This is a genomic window from Maritalea sp. (genome assembly GCF_051251695.1).
In the GTDB taxonomy this organism is placed as follows: Bacteria; Pseudomonadota; Alphaproteobacteria; order Rhizobiales; family Devosiaceae; genus Maritalea.
In genome coordinates, this window is sequence record NZ_JBPOEU010000040.1 from 1 (window position 1) to 17,636 (window position 17,636).

At 48.3% G+C, this 17,636-nt stretch carries 15 protein-coding genes and 1 pseudogene; 4 read left to right on the top strand and 12 right to left on the bottom strand.

Annotated features, from left to right (window positions below; all coding sequences use genetic code 11):
• Positions 1-85: 85 nt before the first annotated feature.
• Positions 86-1,475 (top strand): annotated as a pseudogene (locus ACSHWX_RS16605) (IS3 family transposase).
• A 42-nt stretch (positions 1,476-1,517) separates the two neighbouring features.
• On the opposite strand, the gene ACSHWX_RS16610 reads toward ACSHWX_RS16605, so the two are convergent.
• Both ACSHWX_RS16610 and recQ read right to left on the bottom strand, forming a co-directional pair.
• Entirely contained in the window at positions 1,518-1,877 is a 360-nt protein-coding gene (locus ACSHWX_RS16610) for a M20/M25/M40 family metallo-hydrolase (RefSeq protein WP_435669355.1), read from the bottom strand.
• Between the two features lie 282 nt (positions 1,878-2,159).
• A complete protein-coding gene (gene recQ / locus ACSHWX_RS16615) occupies positions 2,160-3,980 on the bottom strand; it encodes a DNA helicase RecQ (protein WP_435669356.1) in 1,821 nt (606 codons plus the stop codon).
• A 334-nt stretch (positions 3,981-4,314) separates the two neighbouring features.
• Here recQ and ACSHWX_RS16620 point away from each other — a divergent pair, with 334 nt between their 5' ends.
• Positions 4,315-4,722: a hypothetical protein gene (locus ACSHWX_RS16620; RefSeq protein WP_435669357.1), complete on the top strand. Its 408-nt coding sequence runs from the start codon at positions 4,315-4,317 to the stop codon at positions 4,720-4,722.
• A gap of 80 nt (positions 4,723-4,802) precedes the next feature.
• Here ACSHWX_RS16620 and ACSHWX_RS16625 read toward each other — a convergent pair whose 3' ends face one another.
• The 5 genes from ACSHWX_RS16625 to ACSHWX_RS16645 form a co-directional block, all read right to left on the bottom strand.
• Entirely contained in the window at positions 4,803-6,212 is a 1,410-nt protein-coding gene (locus ACSHWX_RS16625) for a hypothetical protein (protein WP_435669358.1), read from the bottom strand.
• A gap of 177 nt (positions 6,213-6,389) precedes the next feature.
• Entirely contained in the window at positions 6,390-6,998 is a 609-nt protein-coding gene (locus ACSHWX_RS16630) for a carboxymuconolactone decarboxylase family protein (RefSeq protein ID WP_435669359.1), read from the bottom strand.
• Between the two features lie 56 nt (positions 6,999-7,054).
• The gene (locus tag ACSHWX_RS16635; protein ID WP_435669360.1) at positions 7,055-7,849 is read right to left on the bottom strand and encodes an ABC transporter ATP-binding protein; all 795 of its coding nucleotides are present in this window, start codon (positions 7,847-7,849) and stop codon (positions 7,055-7,057) included.
• Positions 7,846-8,748: an ABC transporter permease gene (locus tag ACSHWX_RS16640; protein ID WP_435669361.1), complete on the bottom strand. Its 903-nt coding sequence runs from the start codon at positions 8,746-8,748 to the stop codon at positions 7,846-7,848. Before ACSHWX_RS16640 ends, ACSHWX_RS16635 begins: the two co-directional genes overlap by 4 nt.
• Positions 8,749-8,841: 93 nt before the next feature.
• Complete coding sequence (locus tag ACSHWX_RS16645; RefSeq protein ID WP_435669362.1) at positions 8,842-9,819, bottom strand: ABC transporter substrate-binding protein; 978 nt, start codon at positions 9,817-9,819, stop codon at positions 8,842-8,844.
• Positions 9,820-9,961: 142 nt separating this feature from the next.
• On the opposite strand from ACSHWX_RS16645, the gene ACSHWX_RS16650 reads away from it, so the two are divergent.
• Both ACSHWX_RS16650 and ACSHWX_RS16655 read left to right on the top strand, forming a co-directional pair.
• Positions 9,962-10,753, top strand: coding sequence for an IclR family transcriptional regulator (locus tag ACSHWX_RS16650; RefSeq protein ID WP_435669363.1), 792 nt, complete (start codon positions 9,962-9,964; stop codon positions 10,751-10,753).
• Between the two features lie 61 nt (positions 10,754-10,814).
• Complete coding sequence (locus ACSHWX_RS16655; RefSeq protein WP_435669364.1) at positions 10,815-11,381, top strand: carboxymuconolactone decarboxylase family protein; 567 nt, start codon at positions 10,815-10,817, stop codon at positions 11,379-11,381.
• An 82-nt stretch (positions 11,382-11,463) separates the two neighbouring features.
• Here the strand turns inward: ACSHWX_RS16655 and ACSHWX_RS16660 are convergent, their stop codons facing one another.
• From ACSHWX_RS16660 to ACSHWX_RS16680, 5 genes are all read right to left on the bottom strand, one after another.
• Positions 11,464-13,044 (bottom strand): peptide ABC transporter substrate-binding protein, encoded by a 1,581-nt coding sequence (locus tag ACSHWX_RS16660; protein WP_435669365.1) that lies wholly within the window; start codon positions 13,042-13,044, stop codon positions 11,464-11,466.
• An 89-nt stretch (positions 13,045-13,133) separates the two neighbouring features.
• The gene (locus ACSHWX_RS16665) at positions 13,134-14,114 is read right to left on the bottom strand and encodes an ABC transporter ATP-binding protein (protein ID WP_435669366.1); all 981 of its coding nucleotides are present in this window, start codon (positions 14,112-14,114) and stop codon (positions 13,134-13,136) included.
• The gene (locus ACSHWX_RS16670; protein WP_435669367.1) at positions 14,111-15,121 is read right to left on the bottom strand and encodes an ABC transporter ATP-binding protein; all 1,011 of its coding nucleotides are present in this window, start codon (positions 15,119-15,121) and stop codon (positions 14,111-14,113) included. Before ACSHWX_RS16670 ends, ACSHWX_RS16665 begins: the two co-directional genes overlap by 4 nt.
• Complete coding sequence (locus tag ACSHWX_RS16675) at positions 15,118-16,305, bottom strand: ABC transporter permease (protein ID WP_435669368.1); 1,188 nt, start codon at positions 16,303-16,305, stop codon at positions 15,118-15,120. The genes ACSHWX_RS16670 and ACSHWX_RS16675 overlap by 4 nt, the downstream gene beginning before the upstream one ends.
• Entirely contained in the window at positions 16,302-17,231 is a 930-nt protein-coding gene (locus ACSHWX_RS16680; protein WP_435669369.1) for an ABC transporter permease, read from the bottom strand. Before ACSHWX_RS16680 ends, ACSHWX_RS16675 begins: the two co-directional genes overlap by 4 nt.
• Positions 17,232-17,636: the final 405 nt, after the last annotated feature.

Consider the following 17,636-nt stretch of genomic DNA (forward strand, 5'->3'; position numbering starts at 1 on the left):
TGTCTGACTTCAACGCATGTGGAACATCTTAGGGTAGTTTGATAAAGGAGGATTTCTGGTTCATCGTAACCTTCATGGAGTGAAGATGAGACAGAAATCCGTTAGCAGCAAAGCGTCTGCAGATAAATTGGTCAAGAACATCCGCCGTAAGACCCGTCAGACCTATTCGGCGGAGTGAGCGCATTGCGCCATTGGTTCGAGCAATGCAAAGCGAACAAGATCCGTATTGTTTTGGCGGGTATGCGTGGTGAGGAAAGCATTTCGGCATTGTGCCGCCGTGAAGGTATTGCTGAGAGCCTTTATTATAGCTGGTCAAAGGAGTTTCTTGAGGCGGGCAAGCGCCGTTTGTCTGGGGATACTGCACGGCAAGCAACATCGCCAGAAGTTAAAGAGCTTCGTTCTGAATCATTGGCTTTAAAGGAATGCGTTGCTGATCTCACCCTTGAGAACCGCTTGCTTAAAAAAAGCATGACCGGGGATGGGGATTTCGAGGAATGAGATATTCTGCCTCTGAAAAGCTTGAGATTATTCGTACCGTCGAAGCTTCACATCTGCCAACCAAACAAACCTTGGATATGCTTTGCGTTCCACGCACGACATTTTATCGTTGGTATGATCGCTATGTTGAGAATGGCCTTGATGGGCTGACGGATCGCAAGTCGAAACCGAAGTCCGTCTGGAACCGTATTCCTCAAGATAGACGCGATGATCTGATTGAGTTTGCGCTTGAACACGAAGCCTTGTCCCCGCGGGAATTGGCAGTCAAATACACCGATGAGAAGCGTTCTTTTCTTTCAGAGTCATCGACTTACCGTATCCTGAAAGAGGCGGACCTCATCACGGCCCCAAGCCATGTGGTGATAAAGGCAGCCAATGAATTCCATGACAAAACCACGGCCATCAACCAGATGTGGCAGACTGACTTTACTTACTTCAAGATCATCGGTTGGGGCTGGTATTATCTTTCCACAATCCTGGACGATTACAGCCGCTATATCATCTCATGGAAGCTGTGTACCACAATGCGCGCCAATGATGTGACAGACACATTGGCAATGGCTCTTCAAGCATCGGGCTGCAACAGGGCCGTTGTTCGGCACAAGCCGCGCCTGCTCAGCGACAATGGGTCTTGCTATATCTCAGGGGAGCTAGCTGATTGGCTGAAAGACAAACGAATGGATCACGTTCGTGGTGCGCCGTTCCATCCTCAAACCCAAGGCAAGATTGAACGCTGGCATCAAACGATGAAGAACAAAGTCTTACTAGAGAACTACTACTTACCAGGTGATCTCGAAAAGCAAATTGGTATCTTCGTCGATTACTACAACAATCAGCGCTACCACGAGAGCCTCAACAACGTCACACCGGCCGACGTCTACTTCAGCAGGGACAAAGCCATTCTAAGACAAAGGGAGAAAATCAAAGTCAACACGTTCAAACAACGCCGCTTGCAACATCAAACACAAGCTGCATAATCAATAAGCAAATGAACCAGAGCCTCCAGTAATCAAACCGCTCTAAATAACCCATTTCATTTGATGACGGACACCTAGCAGGTATAAAATAGAAGTGTGTCCGTCATGGCCACAAAGGTGGCCCTTGCCGTCAATTTTGGACTTGTAGGGATGCTGTGTTGTTTCTTGGATGGGCAATGCGTCCAATTCCGCTCGAAAAAGCAGGTTCAGACCGGGCTTGCCTGAATCATATGCCGCGACCACTCCGTGTCCCCCGATGTTAGACATTGTCCAATCGGGGTTGGTAGGTTTTAATTGTTCCAAAATCAGTTTTGCCGTTTGAACTTCCTCACCTGACAATTCAGGACTGGCATGCAGTTTGTGGCGTAGCGTCTGTGCGGCAACAATGTCATCATGTGTCAATTTCGGGGCTCGTCCTTGAAAGAAAATGGTCGTAAACTTGATCTTGCACCGCAATTCCCGCCCAAGCTGGAATTGCGTCTCCAATGGTTTTGGATTTACGATTATCATGCCGGACTATTGATCCTATCAATACCCCTCAAGTGGCCTGAAATGATTGTTTGTTGTCTATTTTGTCAACGCATTGACGTTTTGGTAGTGCGAAGCTGACAATGCGTATGAAATTTTAAAGGTGCACTGCCAAATTTGATTGGGTTTATCCGGGAATACGGACGCAAATCTCGTTCAGGCCGCATTCTCGTGCTGAATGATCACGTCGAGTAAGGATTTTCCATAGCGTTCCAACTTCGCTTCACCGATGCCACTAATATCGAGCATGGCTTCCAACGAATTGGGTTTATGCTGCGCAAGCTCAACCAACGTTTTGTCATGGAAAATAACGTAGGCAGGAACGCTCTGAGTTTTAGCTAAAGCGCCACGCGCGGCTTTAAGGTTTTCATAGAGTGCCTGATCGGCTGGGTTTGAGAGTGACGATGCTGATTTTTTCTTACCACTTCTGAGACGTTCTGTCGTGACTGTCTTAATATGGTGACGCATGGGAAGCGTTGATTTTTCCTTTAGGAAAGCACGCCCTTTAGTTGTAATTTGCAGTCCGCCATAACCCTCAGTATCGGGAACGAGAAGATTGCCAGCAACCAGTTGCCGAAAAATGTTTTGCCATTCCTGCTTGCTTAGGTCCGCTCCAATGCCATGGGTGGAAATTTGATCATGGCCGAAATTGGCTATACGTTCGTTACTTGCGCCCACCAGAACGTCAACGAGGTAAGAAACACCAAAACGCTCGCCGGTACGATATGCGCACGAAAGCGCTTTTTGTGCGGGGATAGACGCGTCAAACGTTTCTGGAGGTTGTTCACACGTGTCGCAATAACCACAGGGTTCACAAGCGTCATCAAAATAGTTCAGCAACACTTGGCGACGGCAAGTTGCCGTTTCGCATAAGCCCAATAAAGCACCCAGCTTTTGATGCTGGATACGCTTTTGTTCGGGCGATGCGTCGGAGCCCTCAATCCATTGGCGCTGCATGGCAGCATCTTCCATGCCGTAAATCATAAACGCATTTGAAGGCAAACCATCGCGCCCAGCACGGCCGGTTTCTTGATAATAGGCTTCAATATTTTTAGGAATATTCATGTGAACCACAAAGCGCACGTCTGGTTTGTCGATCCCCATGCCAAATGCAATGGTAGCAACCATTATGATTTTCTCGCCTTGCAAAAACTGGCGTTGATTTTCGGCCCGAACCTCACTTGGAAGCCCCGCGTGGTAGGGCCGAGCATTGACGCCTTTTTCGCAAAGCCATGCGGCCATCTCGTCAACTTTTTTACGTGAAATACAATAGATAATGCCACTGTCATTCGGATGTTTTTCTTGAATAAACTTCCAAACTTGTTGCTTGGGTGAATTGCGCAGCGCGATTGTATAATGAATGTTAGGCCGGTCAAACCCACTAACAAAAGTGCGGCCATCCTTGAGCGCAAGGCGTTCTACAATATCCTTGCGGGTCGGGGCATCCGCCGTCGCAGTTAGGGCGATGCGCGGCACATGTGGAAAGCGCTCTGCCAGTAAAGAGAGAGCAGCATAATCGGGGCGAAAGTCATGTCCCCATTGTGAAACGCAATGCGCCTCATCAATTGCAAAAAGTGCCAGATGGCAATGATCCAGCAGGTCCAAAAACTCAGGCATCACCAGTCGCTCAGGCGCGACATACAACATGTCCAACTCGCCATCCCAGACTTGCTTGCGTGTCTCTGATAGCTCCGCTGCGCTCATCGAAGAGTTAATGGCTGCAGCCTTGATATTCATTTGTTCTAGCGCTGTAATTTGATCCTGCATCAGCGCGATCAAAGGCGACACGACGATCGCCATTCCATTGCGGCACATCGCAGGAATTTGATAGCAAAGGGATTTCCCTCCGCCCGTCGGCATCAAAACAAACGCATCGCCACCGCCAATCACATGCTCGATAATCTCCGCTTGCGACCCCCGGAAAGCGTCATATCCGTAAAAATCGCGAAGTATTGAAAGTGGTTTGCTTAGCGTCACAATTGATCACGTCGTTTGTTGGGCGGAGGAAGTTGTTTTCAGGTCTTTGAAGGCCAGGCTTAAAATGAGACCTAACGTCGTTGGGCGACGACAAACAGTCATTCTCAAAATGAAAACTATTAGTCGTAAAACTGTCTACAGCAATTCGTTGTCGCTATCCAATACAAGTTTATTTCAAATGGAAACTAATACAGAACGAGCGGGACCATTTTTGTTTCATGCAGGAAACGCACAAATGGTTCATCGTCAGCGGTGAACGCCTATTTGTGATTAGGCCGTATGGCATGTATTTGCTACCGCTTCTTATCACACACATTCAGCAAGGAATTTATGCATGCAACTAGGAACGATAATTGGGATGATTGTTGTCGCCGTACTTTTCTTCGTTCTCGAAAAATTCGGACTTGTGATCTCACTGGGCGCGCATCCATTTTGGGCGACTAAAGTGACCTATATCGGCATCGCAATTGGCGTAGTTGCATCCTTGCTAACAGTCTTCATCATGCAAAAGTTGCACATAAAAACGATGTTCCTCCCGGCAGGATTTTTGATGGCAACCTGCGTGATTGCAGCCATTACACTTTTGTATGGCAAAGCAGAATTCGCATCATCTTACGCTGAAAACGCATTTGCTGGACGTATTTGGTATATTGGATTTATGGCGATGATCGGGGGAGTTTTTACGACATTGATTGTGTTTTGGCAGACACTAAGGAGCAGACAATATCGAACCACTAAATAGGTAAATACCACCCAAACAATTGCTTGGTGAGCCGATGTCCCATTGTTTGATTTGGACTAAGATAGCTGCGGGTTACCTTGCTAAATGTTGTGCGGACCGCAGACGAGCGCACGTTTGACTCCCGGTGCTATACTGGAAAGTCCAGCAATCAAGTTCTCAGGTCCAGTGAGCACATCAACGATCTGTGCAGAATAGATTATTGCGGTTTCACGCATCATACCCAGCATTGGCCAGCCCCAAAGTGCGGAGACGGTCACGCCGTCCTGGACAAAATGTGGCTTGTCTAGAAATGTGCAGGTGAGTACTGGCTCAACCGGGGAACGGTTTGTTGGGCTGCCGCCAACCAGATCAATCACCACAGACCCATCGCGGATGTTATCCTTCATATGCTCGTTGGTGATCAAGTAATTCCTGCCACGCAAATGAACCGGTTGATCTGCACCATTGACGATGAGGTCTACGTCATTCAACCAATATTCAATGCGTCCTGATTTGGTATGCGTCTGGCCTAAGACGTTTATCTGTCCCACACCTTGATCATAAAGTTCACGCATCGCACCTTGCGCGACATTTCCATAGCCTAGAATCAATGCGTTTACTTTTTCTACATCGAGATCTGGTTTGTTTTGGGCGAGTAATTTCAACCCATATCGTGCGCCCGCTTGCCCTGTTTGGTGTAGGCATTGGATGCGGCGCAGCCCGAAAGGTAGAGCAGGGTGGCTTTCTCGCCATTCCTGCACAACGCGAGAACCATGTTTTTCCTCGAATTCGGCTAGGTCAAAGATATGCGAACCGGTATTTTTTAAATGATCTAGCAGTGAAGTGTTATTCAATGTTGATGTGTCGACGAAGTAGAGTGTGCTATCTCCTACAGCATCCAAATCTTCAATCTTTACATCAGTTTGTAAGACACCAAGGGATCGTGGGTCGCGGTTACCTGCGCGCCGAATGGCGGCAATTGTTCGGGTGGACCATCCCACAACGCGAACATCCAACCCACCAATCGTATTGTTTCGTAAAAAGGGTTGAAGCGCCGTCACCATCGCCATGCGGGAACAGATGGACTGGTCGCTTTCAGCCTTTGGAGATTCAACAATTTCTTCCATCGCGATAACGTTGATTTTGCGTGTTTCAAGAATTTTTGCCCGATCCGGGAAAGACCCGAAATGCGCCATGCATAAAAGCGTGCAGCCGGAGCGCATTTCTTGAATGCTTTGGATTGATGGGCCCTTGAATTTTATGATCAAGTCTTTGTTTTTGTATATCTCTTCGGCCGATTGCAAAACTGCGCCAGCGTCAACATACTCTTGGTCAGAAAAGTCGACACCTAGCCCGGCGCCCGTTTCCACATAGACTTGCGCGCCCGTTGCAACAAGCGCTGCGATATCATGCGGTACAATCGAAACACGTTTTTCTAGCCCACCCGGATTTTCCGGTGACTCGACTTCCCGCACGACAGCAATCGACTTGAAACCACTTGATTGGGACATTGTGTACTCCGACTAATTCATTTTTTTGCTAGATACGCAATGTGCAACCCTAACAATTCTGATCGACGTTACAAGGGCTTCGTTTGAAGCATTGGCAAGCAAATCAGCTGATGTTCCAGCAAGATCATCTGTACGTTGGCCCTGACAGGGGATAAGTTGACTTCGATTTATCACGAACTAAGAATGGCTCCAATCATCTGGGTCATCAGACTTGTTTGGTGATAGGCCCAAAATGTCGCCCTTTGTTGAACAACCAAGCCCAAGAACAGTGCGGTTTGCGTATGAGAAATAGGCTGACACTTGGTTTATTTCCAAGATTTCACCATCTGTATAGCCAGCGTCCCGCAGACGTCGCACGATATCTTCCTGCATGCCGCCAGGATCACGTGTTAACTGACGGGCATATTCCATCGCGACTTTTTGGCGATCATCTAGGGGTGCATTATCGAAGTTTTGAGCATCAATCGCAGCCTTGATAGCTTGTGACTTTTGATCATCGTCGAGCAAACGTTCCAAACCTGAAAAATGATGAATGACGCAATAGTTGCAATCGTTTAGGGAACTCACCCACACACCTAATGTCTCTAAAAACCATTTCGGAATTGTGTTGCCACTATGGTGCAGAACATATTTATAAATCGCCATGTGCCCTTCCATCGAATGAGGGCGAAGCGAGTGCATCATCATAATGTTGTCGACATTATTGTCCGGCCCTTTAACCCGGTCATAGAGTCTTTTTAGCTTTCCATCCGCGTCTTCATAAGCAACCGTATCGATCCAGGGCATACTCGTATCCTTGTATTGTAGCGTTTTGTAATTCAAATTTTTTAGGGCTGCGTTGGCTATCCGAGCAACAATGCGTCGTCCGCCAGTTCTTCACCCTGCTCTCGTTTGAACAATTCCAACAAGTCGCTGACATGCATGTTCTCGCGTTCGGTGCCTGCGACATCAAAAACGATTTTTCCACGGTGGAACATCAGCGTGCGTTCTCCAATTTCCAAGGCTTGCGCCATCGAATGGGTGACCATGACCGCCGTGAGTTTTAGGTCAGCGACAATCGATTTTGTCAGTTCAAGCACAAACGCGCCGGTTTTAGGGTCAAGCGCTGCGGTATGTTCGTCCAATAATAAGACTTTGGTGTCGCCCGTTGCTGCCATCAACAAAGAAACAGCTTGCCGCTGGCCGCCAGAAAGCAGGCCAACTTTGTCATTCAGCCGGTCTTCCAAGCCAAGCCCCAACACTGTTAGTTTTTGTGCTGCTTCATCGCGCATGTTCGGCGTGATCGCGAAACGAGCGCCGCGCGGTTTGGTTCGACCGTGGGCCAAAGCAAAGTTTTCTAATATCGAAAGGTCTTCGCAAGTGCCCATTTTAGGGTCCTGAAACACCCTTGAAAGCATGCTTGATCTTTTATGAACCGGCCAACTGGTCACGTCCTGACCATCTACGACAACCGAACCACTTTGTGCTTTTGCGAGCCCAGCAATCACATTAAGGCAAGTGGATTTGCCCGCGCCGTTAGAACCAATTATGGTGATAAACTGACCTTTTGGTACGGTGAGGTCGACCCCCTGCACAGCCTTAGTTTCAAGCGGCGTGCCTTCATTGAAGGTCACATGAACATCGTTGAGTTCAATCATGATTTTGACCTCTTATTGAATATGTTCTTAAGCGAGCCGGATTGTTGAGCGATCAGTGCAATCATCACCAAAATCGCCGTAACCAGTTGAACGTCCGATGCTTGGAAACCAAGAAAATCGGCATTCAAGGCAACAGCAACGGCCAAGCGATAAAGTACCGCGCCCAAAATACAGGCAAACGTCGCAATGAAAATCATGCCCGATGGCAATATCGACATGCCAACAATCACGGAGGCCAAACCGATGATAATGACGCCCAAGCCCATATAGGCATCGGCTGCGCCAAATACTTGGGCGAACAATGCGCCAGCAAGTGCTGTGAGCGCGTTTGCGAGCCCGACACCGAAGAGCTTCATGTTGCCGACATTAACGCCGTTTGCTTCTGCCATTGCTGGGTTCGCGCCTGCGGCCCGCATGGAAATGCCCCATCCGGTCGCCAAAAGTGCATCAATGAGCAGTTTAATCACCAACACCACAACACCAAGGAAGATTGGATTGACGATGTAGCCCGGCATACCAAAGCCTTCAAAAGCTGTGTAAACCGTGTCTGTATAGAGCAATGGTTTGTTGGGTCCGCTCATTATGCGCAGGTTGATCGAATAGAGTGAAATGGACAGCAAGATGCCCGCCAAAATATGAAGGATATTGAACTTCACATTAAGAATTGCGGTTGCAAAACCTGCCGCGAAACCAGCAAGAATGGCCGCCAACGTTGCAAGCCATGGATTCCACCCAAAGCCAACCATTAATGTCGCAGCAACGGCTGCGCCAAGCGGGAAACTCCCTTCAACAGTCAGGTCTGGAAAATCCAAAATTTTAAATGTTAGATAGGCACCTAAGGCAACTATGCCAAAAATGAACCCTGTCTCGAGTGTACCGAGAATCTCATAAAGGGACATGGGTGGGCTTTCGAAGTTATGTTGAACAGTGGCGAGAGGGCATAACCTCCCGCCACAATTTTGATGCGCGCTTTAGGGCGCTACAATTGCTATCTACTCGATGACGACGTTGGCTTGAGCCATGACTTCTTCTGTAAACGTCACACCCATGCGCTCTGCCGCAAGTTTGTTGATGGCAACAACGAATTTGTCGACTTCATTATATGCAATCACACTGTCGATATCGCCTACAGTTTTGCCGTCCAAAACGTCGGCTGCAATTTGCCCGGTCACCCAACCAACGGCATACATGTCAAGTCCTACCGCCGCTAAAGTGCCGCGTTCAACGTCTTTAGAATCGCCGGTAAATATGGGCAAATCAACGTCTTGGCCGACCTTGATGATAGCCTCAAGTGCTGACTTAACGGTTGTGTCATTCGGCACATAGATGGCGTCGACTTTGCCGATTAGCTTTTTGGTCGCCAGAATAACTTCATTGGTTGTAGGCGCAGGAGATGTCACAACGGTAATACCGCGTTCGGCCCCTAACTCTTCCATTCGCTCAAGTGTTGCAAGCGCGTTATCAAGCCCTGGATTGTAAACGAAACCAATCGTTTTCAAGCCTGGTACGATCTGTTTGAAGAAATCCAACTGCTCACCGATTGGAGACGCGTCAGATACGCCCGTAACGTTTTTACCTGGCTTCTCATATTGTGTAATCAACCCGGCTTTTATTGGATCTGTAACCGCGGTAAAAACAACTGGAATATCGGAAGTCGCTGTTGCCATCGCTTGAGCAGTTGGCGTGGTCACTGGAATGATAACATCAGGGTTACCGCCTACGAACTTTTTTGCGATTTGCTGTTGCGTGGGCATATTGCCGTTCGCATTCTGATATTCAATCTCGATCGTTTCGCCTTCAACATATCCGCGATTTGCAAGTGCATCCTTTACGCCACTGATTGTTTCCAGCAAAGATGGCACTTCCACGATGGTGGAAATGGCCACTTTCTTCATGTCTGCTGCCATAGCTGATGTTGCAATTAGGCCCGCAGCAACCGCAACGGCGGTCGTCTTTAAAAAACGCTTCATTATTTTCTCCCTCTCGGGACCACCTCTTGGTGATCCTTGCCTGTTCTTCAGATCAACATCAACGAAATATATCCCTTGACGCTCCCCCTTGATCTGATGTCTCATATTATGAGCACGTAGCACATATAACGGGTTAGACGACATGGAAGTCAAGGCAGATTCTCAAACTGGTGTTGCGTTGGTCGCCAAGGCATTCCAAATTTTAGATCTATTTCAATTGCACGCGCCCAGCTGGTCCCAAGCGGAACTCATCAAAACCACGGGTCTTAATCGATCTACTGTTAATCGGCTGGTTCGGTTTCTCGCATCGCAAGGCTATCTCATCCACAACGGCGCAACATCTCGGTATTCACTGGGGTTGGCGGCGATTGAGTTGGGCAATCGCGCGCATGCGAATTTTGATCTGCGTTCCACCTGCCAGCCACACATGGAAGCGCTTTCCGCGCAAATCAACGAAACCATTATCCTTTGCGCCTACGACCCAACAGGCCTAACGGGAATTTGTATCGATCAAATTGAAGGTCGACACCAAGGGTTGCGGGTGTTTGAGCGTGTTGGCACGAAGTTTCCATTACATGCTGGGGCGGCGCCTAAAGCCATTTTGGCGTTTTTGCCGGACGATGTTGCAAACAGTGCGATAGACCGAAAACTCGAGCAGCTTGCAAGCGGGACAATCGTAAGTGCGAGCGTCCTGCGCCGAGAAATTCTAGAGACCAGGGAACAAGGGTTCGCGGTGTCTCGCCAAGAAACAATTGAAGGCACCACAGGTCTCGCTGCGCCAATATTTGGGCCGCAAGGAAGCGTTATTGGCAGCGTTGGGGTTTCCATTCCGGTGCCACGGGAGTCTCCTGAAACAATGGCACTGATCAGCAGTCAGCTTATGGGATGCACTAAGGCCATCACAAAGACGTTGGCTGGTGAAAACAACGCATAGCGTTACCGGAACCACGAATATTGAATGTGGGGCGTTGCTCTTCTCTTTAAGGAATTTAATGATGACCTGGATTGAATCCATATCGTTTAGCGCAGCTACTGGAAAATTAAAGTTGCTTTACGAAAAGTACAAACGAGCGAACAATACGGTCGCAAACATCATATCAGCCCATGCTTTGCGCCCCCACCTTATGGAAGGACATATGGCGTTTTATCGCGCTGCGCTCGGCCATTCCAACAACACGTCGCCACTTTGGTTGATGGAAGCAATCGGCGTTTATGTCAGCGCCCTAAACGGCTGCAACTATTGCATAAACCATCACAGTCATTTCGGCGAACAAGCATATGACAACCAGCATGGCCCATGGGAAGATCTGGCGGCAGCCCTAATCGAAGATCGCCCCGCAGACATTCTAACCACCAAAGAACAATCCATCATGGATTACGCCAAACAATTGACCCTTTCGCCGCGAGACGTTGAACAGTCGATGATTGAAGCCATGCGATCACACGGGGTTTCGGATGGTGAAATCTTGGAAGTAAATCAGGTCGTTGGGTACTTCTCATATGCGAATAGGACAATTCTAGGATTGGGGATCACGTTAAAGGGCGAAGTATACGCAGACTAGTTTTGTCGGAAATCAACATGAAAACTCCTAATAAAAAAGGGCGCCCCGAGAGGCGCCCTAATGTAATTGAGTTTAACGGGTGTTATTTCGAGATGGATACATCTTGGAAATATGGTACGCCTAGAACTGAGCGCCAGAAGCCTTTTACGTGGCTGCCCATCATCATATAGCTGTTGCGATGATACATTGGCAGGATCACGTGATCGTTCATCATGATGCCTTCAGCCTTTGCCATTTCAGCGAGTGAAACAGCCGGGTCATTTGCTGACTTTGATGCGGCAATTGCTGCGTCATAATCTGCATTGGCCCATTTGGCTAAGTTGTTGGGGCTATCAGAAACAAAGTTGTCCAAGAACGTCATTGGGTGAGGATAGTCAGCGCCCCAACCCATTTGTGCGATTTGGTATTCTACTTTTTGCACTTCAGGATAGTAAACTTTCCATTCGCTCACTTCGATTGTGACATCGATATTGAGGTTCTTTTTCCACATCTGCTGAATTGCTTCGAGCAGTTTTTGGATTGGAGGCGAAGAGTAGGTCGCAAACACTGTATCTGGGAAACCTTCGCCATTTGGATATCCTGCATCAGCCAACAAAGCCTTTGCTTCTTCGATTTTGGCTGCTTGACCTAAGCCGTAGTCGCCTGCCGCTTCGCGGAAGTCTTGGCCAGCAACATTCATGCCGTATGGCACCAACGCAACCGCAGGAACATCTGCTGATTGAAGAACGAACTCAACAATTTCTTCGCGGTCGATCGCCATTGAAAGTGCTTTACGTACACGCACATCATCCAACGGTTTTGCAGCCGGGTTGAAGAACGCATAGGTTGTACCCAATGATGGGATGACCAAGAACGCATCGCTTTCAACAGACAAGCGAGGAATTTCCGAAGCTGGCACAGAATTGATGCCGTCAACATCACCAGATTCCATGGCTGCAAGAGCAGTTGATTCTTGCGCGATCAAACGGAAAGTAAGCTTGTCCAATTTGACATTATCCGCACCGTAATAGTTTGGATTTTTTTCAAAGACGACGCTTTCGCCAATGTTGAACTCGGTAACACGGAATGCACCTGTGCCAACATATGTTTCAGCTTTACGCGTCCAACCATCTGGGTCTGCTTCAACGATGTCCTGACGCACTGGGAAATAAGTAGCGTAAGGCAATAGCTGCATCATGTAAGGTACGCGTTGGTGCAGCGTAAATGTGAACGTGTGATCATCTGTCGCTGCAATTTTTAGATCTGTACCTGAACCTTCAAAAAACTCTTTTGCACCAGCAATGTGATAAAGTAGGGCTGTGTTTTTCGCGCCGCTTGCAGGTGTAAGGACACGTTTCCAAGCGTAAACAAAGTCATTTGCTGTAACAGGTTTGCCATCTGACCAATTAGCGTCTTTGCGTAGGTTAAATGTGTATGTCAAACCATCGTCGGAGACGGTCCAGCTTTCAGCCAATGCGGGCACAACCGCGCCGTCTGGCGCATGTTTTACCAAACCTTCGAATGCGTTGCCGATGATCGGCGCGGCGAACGTTTCGTTGGTTGTGCCGGGATCGAAGCTATCAGACTCGTTGTTCACCACGTAGGTGAGGGACGTTTCGGCGTAAGCCGCGCCGCCAAGCATCATGCTTGCTGCAGCGAAAAGCGGTATTAGTTGCTTTCTCATATCGTTTCCTCCTGTGTCAGGCTTATGCCCGAGGTCTATTTTATGAGGTTGGTTGCCTCATTTTGTTTGTGATCCAATTAGGGGCTGAATCACGGCTCTGCGTAATGACAGGCGGCAAAGTGGCCGCTCGTCAATTCGTTCAATTCAGGTTCTTCTTCCGCACATTTTGGCGTCGCAAGCGGACAACGTGACCGGAAACGACATCCTGATGGCATATCAATTGGGCTTGGGATTTCGCCCTGCATTTCCTCGATGACCCGTTTACGCGCTTCAACCGGGTCCGCTATTGGAATGGAGGCGAGAAGCGCGCGCGTATAGGGGTGCTTTGGATTTTCGTACAATTCATCATTATCTGCAAGCTCAACAATTTTTCCCAAATACATCACGCCGATACGATCAGAAATGTGACGAACCATTGATAGGTCGTGTGTGATAAACAGATAAGTTAGCCCAAATTTTTTCTGCAAATCTTCGAGCATATTTACAACTTGCGCTTGAATGGAAACATCAAGTGCAGAAATGGGTTCATCGCAGATAACGAGTTCTGGATTGAGCGCAATTGCCCGCGCAATACCGATACGCTGGCGTTGCCCACCTGAAAATTCATGGGCAAACCGGCTTGCATGGTCTTTATTTAGGCCCACAATTTCGAGCAATTCGTGAACGCGCTCTGTTCGGGAATTGTCGTCCCCAAGTTGCGCAATTTCCAATGGTTCAGCAATCAGATCGCGCACCGTCATGCGCCCATTAAGCGAAGCGTATGGGTCTTGAAAAATCATCTGCATGCGCTTGCGAAATGGCATCAGTTGTTTCTGGTCGAGTTGAGATATTTCCTGACCATCAAATGAAATTTCACCCGAAGTTGGCTCATAAAGTCTTATTAGCGTTCTTGCAAGCGTGCTTTTCCCACACCCGCTTTCGCCTACTAGGCCTAGTGTTTCACCCCGGTTTATCGTGAGGTCAACGCCGTCAACGGCTTTTAGATATTTTGGGTTCCTACCGAAAAAGCTACTGCCAACGTGGAACTGTTTTTTTAGATTGCGGATTTCAACCAGGGGCTTATCGGTCATGCAGCTTCCCCTTTGGCTTCTGGCGCATCGGGATGGCGTAACCAGCAACGCGATTTGTGGATGTGGTCGCCCTCAAGTTCAAATGATGGAGGTACTTCCTCAACGCAGACTTCCATTGCGTGCAGGCATCTTGGTGCAAATGGACATCCGGTCGGCGGTCGAAGCATGTCGGGGGGCGAGCCGGGAATTGGCAATAGTTTTTCCCGATTGGACGTGTTGACCTTGGGCACGCTTGTCAAAAGGCCTTGGGTGTAAGGATGTGCAGGTTTGGCAAAAACAATGTCGACATTGCCGGTTTCCATCACCATCCCGCCATACATCACGAGCAAACGGTCAGCGGCTTCCGCAATCACACCAAGGTCATGGGTGATCAAAATAATCGCCATGCCTAATCGGGATTGGATTTCCTTCAGCAGCAATAGAATTTGACGTTGGATTGTCACATCCAAAGCCGTTGTTGGTTCGTCGGCCACCAAGAGTTTGGGGTCACAGCTTAGGGCCATGGCAATCATCACGCGTTGACGCATGCCGCCTGAGAACTCATGTGGATATGAATTAAGGCGCGACGCGGCTTCGGGTATTTTCACCAACTCAAAGAGTTCGATAACCCGTTGCCGCGCCGCTTTCCGGGAGGAATTCCGGTGGGTTATGATGGTTTCGATGATCTGTTCGCCAACAGTTAGCGTTGGGTTTAAGCTGGTCATCGGGTCTTGAAAGATCATCGCAATGTCATTGCCGCGAAGCTTGCGCATATCCGGTTCCACGAGGTCCAACAGGTTTTGGCCCTCAAAATTTGCCGATCCTTTGATCACTCTGCCGTTGTTTTTCAACAAACGAAGAATAGACATGCACGTTATGGATTTACCTGAGCCACTTTCGCCAACGATGCCCAAGATTTCACCTGGAAATACGTTGAAGTCGACACCGCGCACTGCTTGCACTTCGCCCCGCGAGGTGAAGAAACTTGTTGTGAGGTCTTTGACTTCCAATAAGGGTTGATTACTCATGTGCGCAACTTCGGATCAAGTGCGTCGCGCAGACCATCGCCTAAGAAATTGAAGGCGAACATCGTCATGCTGATGGCAGCCGCAGGGAAGAACAATTGATATGGATAGGCGCGCAATGTTTCAACCGCCTCACTTGTCAATGTGCCCCAGCTGGCCATTGGAACACTGACCCCAAGCCCGATAAAGCTCATGAAGCTCTCAATGAAAATGGCGCTTGGAATGAGTAAAGTAAGGGTGACCAAGATGGGACCAATTGTGTTGGGCAGCAGGTGACGCGTTAGAATACGCCATGTACCGGCACCCATTGTTTTTGCCGCGTCGACATAGTCTTGGTTTTTTAGCGTCAGCATTTGTCCGCGCACAATGCGGGCCATATCGACCCAAAACACCGTGCCGATGGCAACAATGATCGAGATGAAGCCGGACTGCAGTACAACCATCATTAAAATGACGTAAAGCGTTAGGGGGATCGTTGCTATAACCTCGACAATTCGCATCATGATGTTGTCGACATTGCCGCCGAAATACCCTGAGATGCCGCCATAAAAAATGCCGATGAAGAAGTTCACCAAAGTTGCGATAAACGCAACCGTTAGTGAGATGCGCGCGCCATAAAGTTGACGAACCAGTACATCGCGGCCAAGACTATCCGTTCCAAACCAATAGGTTTGGTTCCATCGCGTTCCAAAATTTTCAATTGGGTTTTCTTCGCCATCAAGGATGCGTGGGGGCAGTTGGCTGTAGTCGACATAGACGAGGTCTTCGCCAAATTCATATATATGGCGTTTCTTCATCAAGTCCTTGCGTTTGGTACGTAAAATTGATTTTAGGACACCGTGCTCGTCCGTCGCATAGAGCTTAAAATTGCCACTGTTGAGGAAAAAGTAGGTTGGCTCAGGCGTGTCCGCGCCGACTTGATAAAGTTCTAAAATCGGTGGAATGTTGGATAGTTTTAGGTCTTGTTCAAAATAGGTATGTCGCGACAGTGAGGGCCCAAAGATGGCGGCGCCGATCAGCAAGATGATGAAGGCAAGCCCAAACATTGCGGGACGGTTTTTCCAAAGCCGTGACCGCACATCTTGCCAGTATGTTAGGCTTGGCGCTGCGATATATTCAGCTTGATCGGTTGATATTTTTGCCGGTGCCCACTTTTCAGCTGCAACGTCTTTTGTGGGAGAACTCATCGTGATTTCCCCGCAAGTTTAATGCGCGGATCAAGCAACATATAAAGCATGTCGACGATCAAAATCATGACCATCAAAAAGGCAGCATAAAAAATCGTAATGCCCATAATTGTTGTGTAATCCCGGTTGGAGATTGAAAGCACGAAATGTCGACCAATGCCGGGAAGTGCAAAAATCTGCTCAATCACGAATGAGCCGGTCAGCAAGTTTGCGACCACGGGGCCCAGCACCGTGACGATTGGGATAAGTGCGTTTCGAAGACCGTGTTTAAAGAGCACTGTAAGGGGGTGCAATCCCTTTGCTTTGGCGGTGACCATATAGTCTTGCCCCAACACTTCCAAAAGGCTCGAGCGCGATAGGCGGGCAATGAACGAAAGCCAAAACCCCGATAATGCGGCAACAGGCAAAATATATCCGCGCCAGTCATCAAGGCCAAATGTCGGCACCAGATTTAGTTTAAGGGCGAAGATATAAAGAGCGACGGTTGCAACAACATAGGAGGGGATTGCAACACCAACCGTGGCGAACAACATTACGGCTGTGTCTTGCCATTTGTTTTGATTAAGCGCTGCCAAGACACCCAATGGGATGCCGAGCGCTGCGACACATAATAAAGCAAGAAAACCAGTTTTGGCGGTCACTGGAAGGCCGTCCATAATTAGATCGTTCACACGAACGCCTGGGTACTTAAAGGAAGGCCCAAGGTCAAACGTCACAATACCTTTTAGGTAATTTAAATACTGAACCCAAATCGGGTCATTCAACCCAAATTTAGCATTGAGCGCAGCCTCGATTTCTGGCGCTAACATCTTCTCAGATGTAAACGGACCACCGGGAATTGCATGCATAAGAAAAAACGTCAATGTGATGATCAAGAACAACGTGATGATCATCATTCCAATGCGTTTGGCGAGATATGCCAGCATTTATGTTGAATTCCTTATTTTCGCATCAATCAATTTTGGTGGGTGCAATCTGTCGATTGACTCTCCTGCATACGGTGATGCTCGCATCAAAGAGCTCGTTGGTAAAGTTTTTTTTATAGAAGTATAATTTTTGTTGTCGAAAACTTGAATATGTTTATTGGCGCGACCCGCTTGGAAAACTCTTTACTTGTTATGAGTGTATGGGCTTGGTCTGATTCATGTATATGAAGGTTGGGAAGCAACTACCTAAATTCGCCCCCAAAAAAAAGACCGACGGGATTTGATCCTGCCGGTCTTCATATATGCGTTGTTTCGATTTTGCTATTGCGAGAGTCTGTTTAGAACTCTTTCCAATCAGCCTCAGTATCAATCGCTGCATTGCCCTGGCTTGAATAAGCCCCTGCC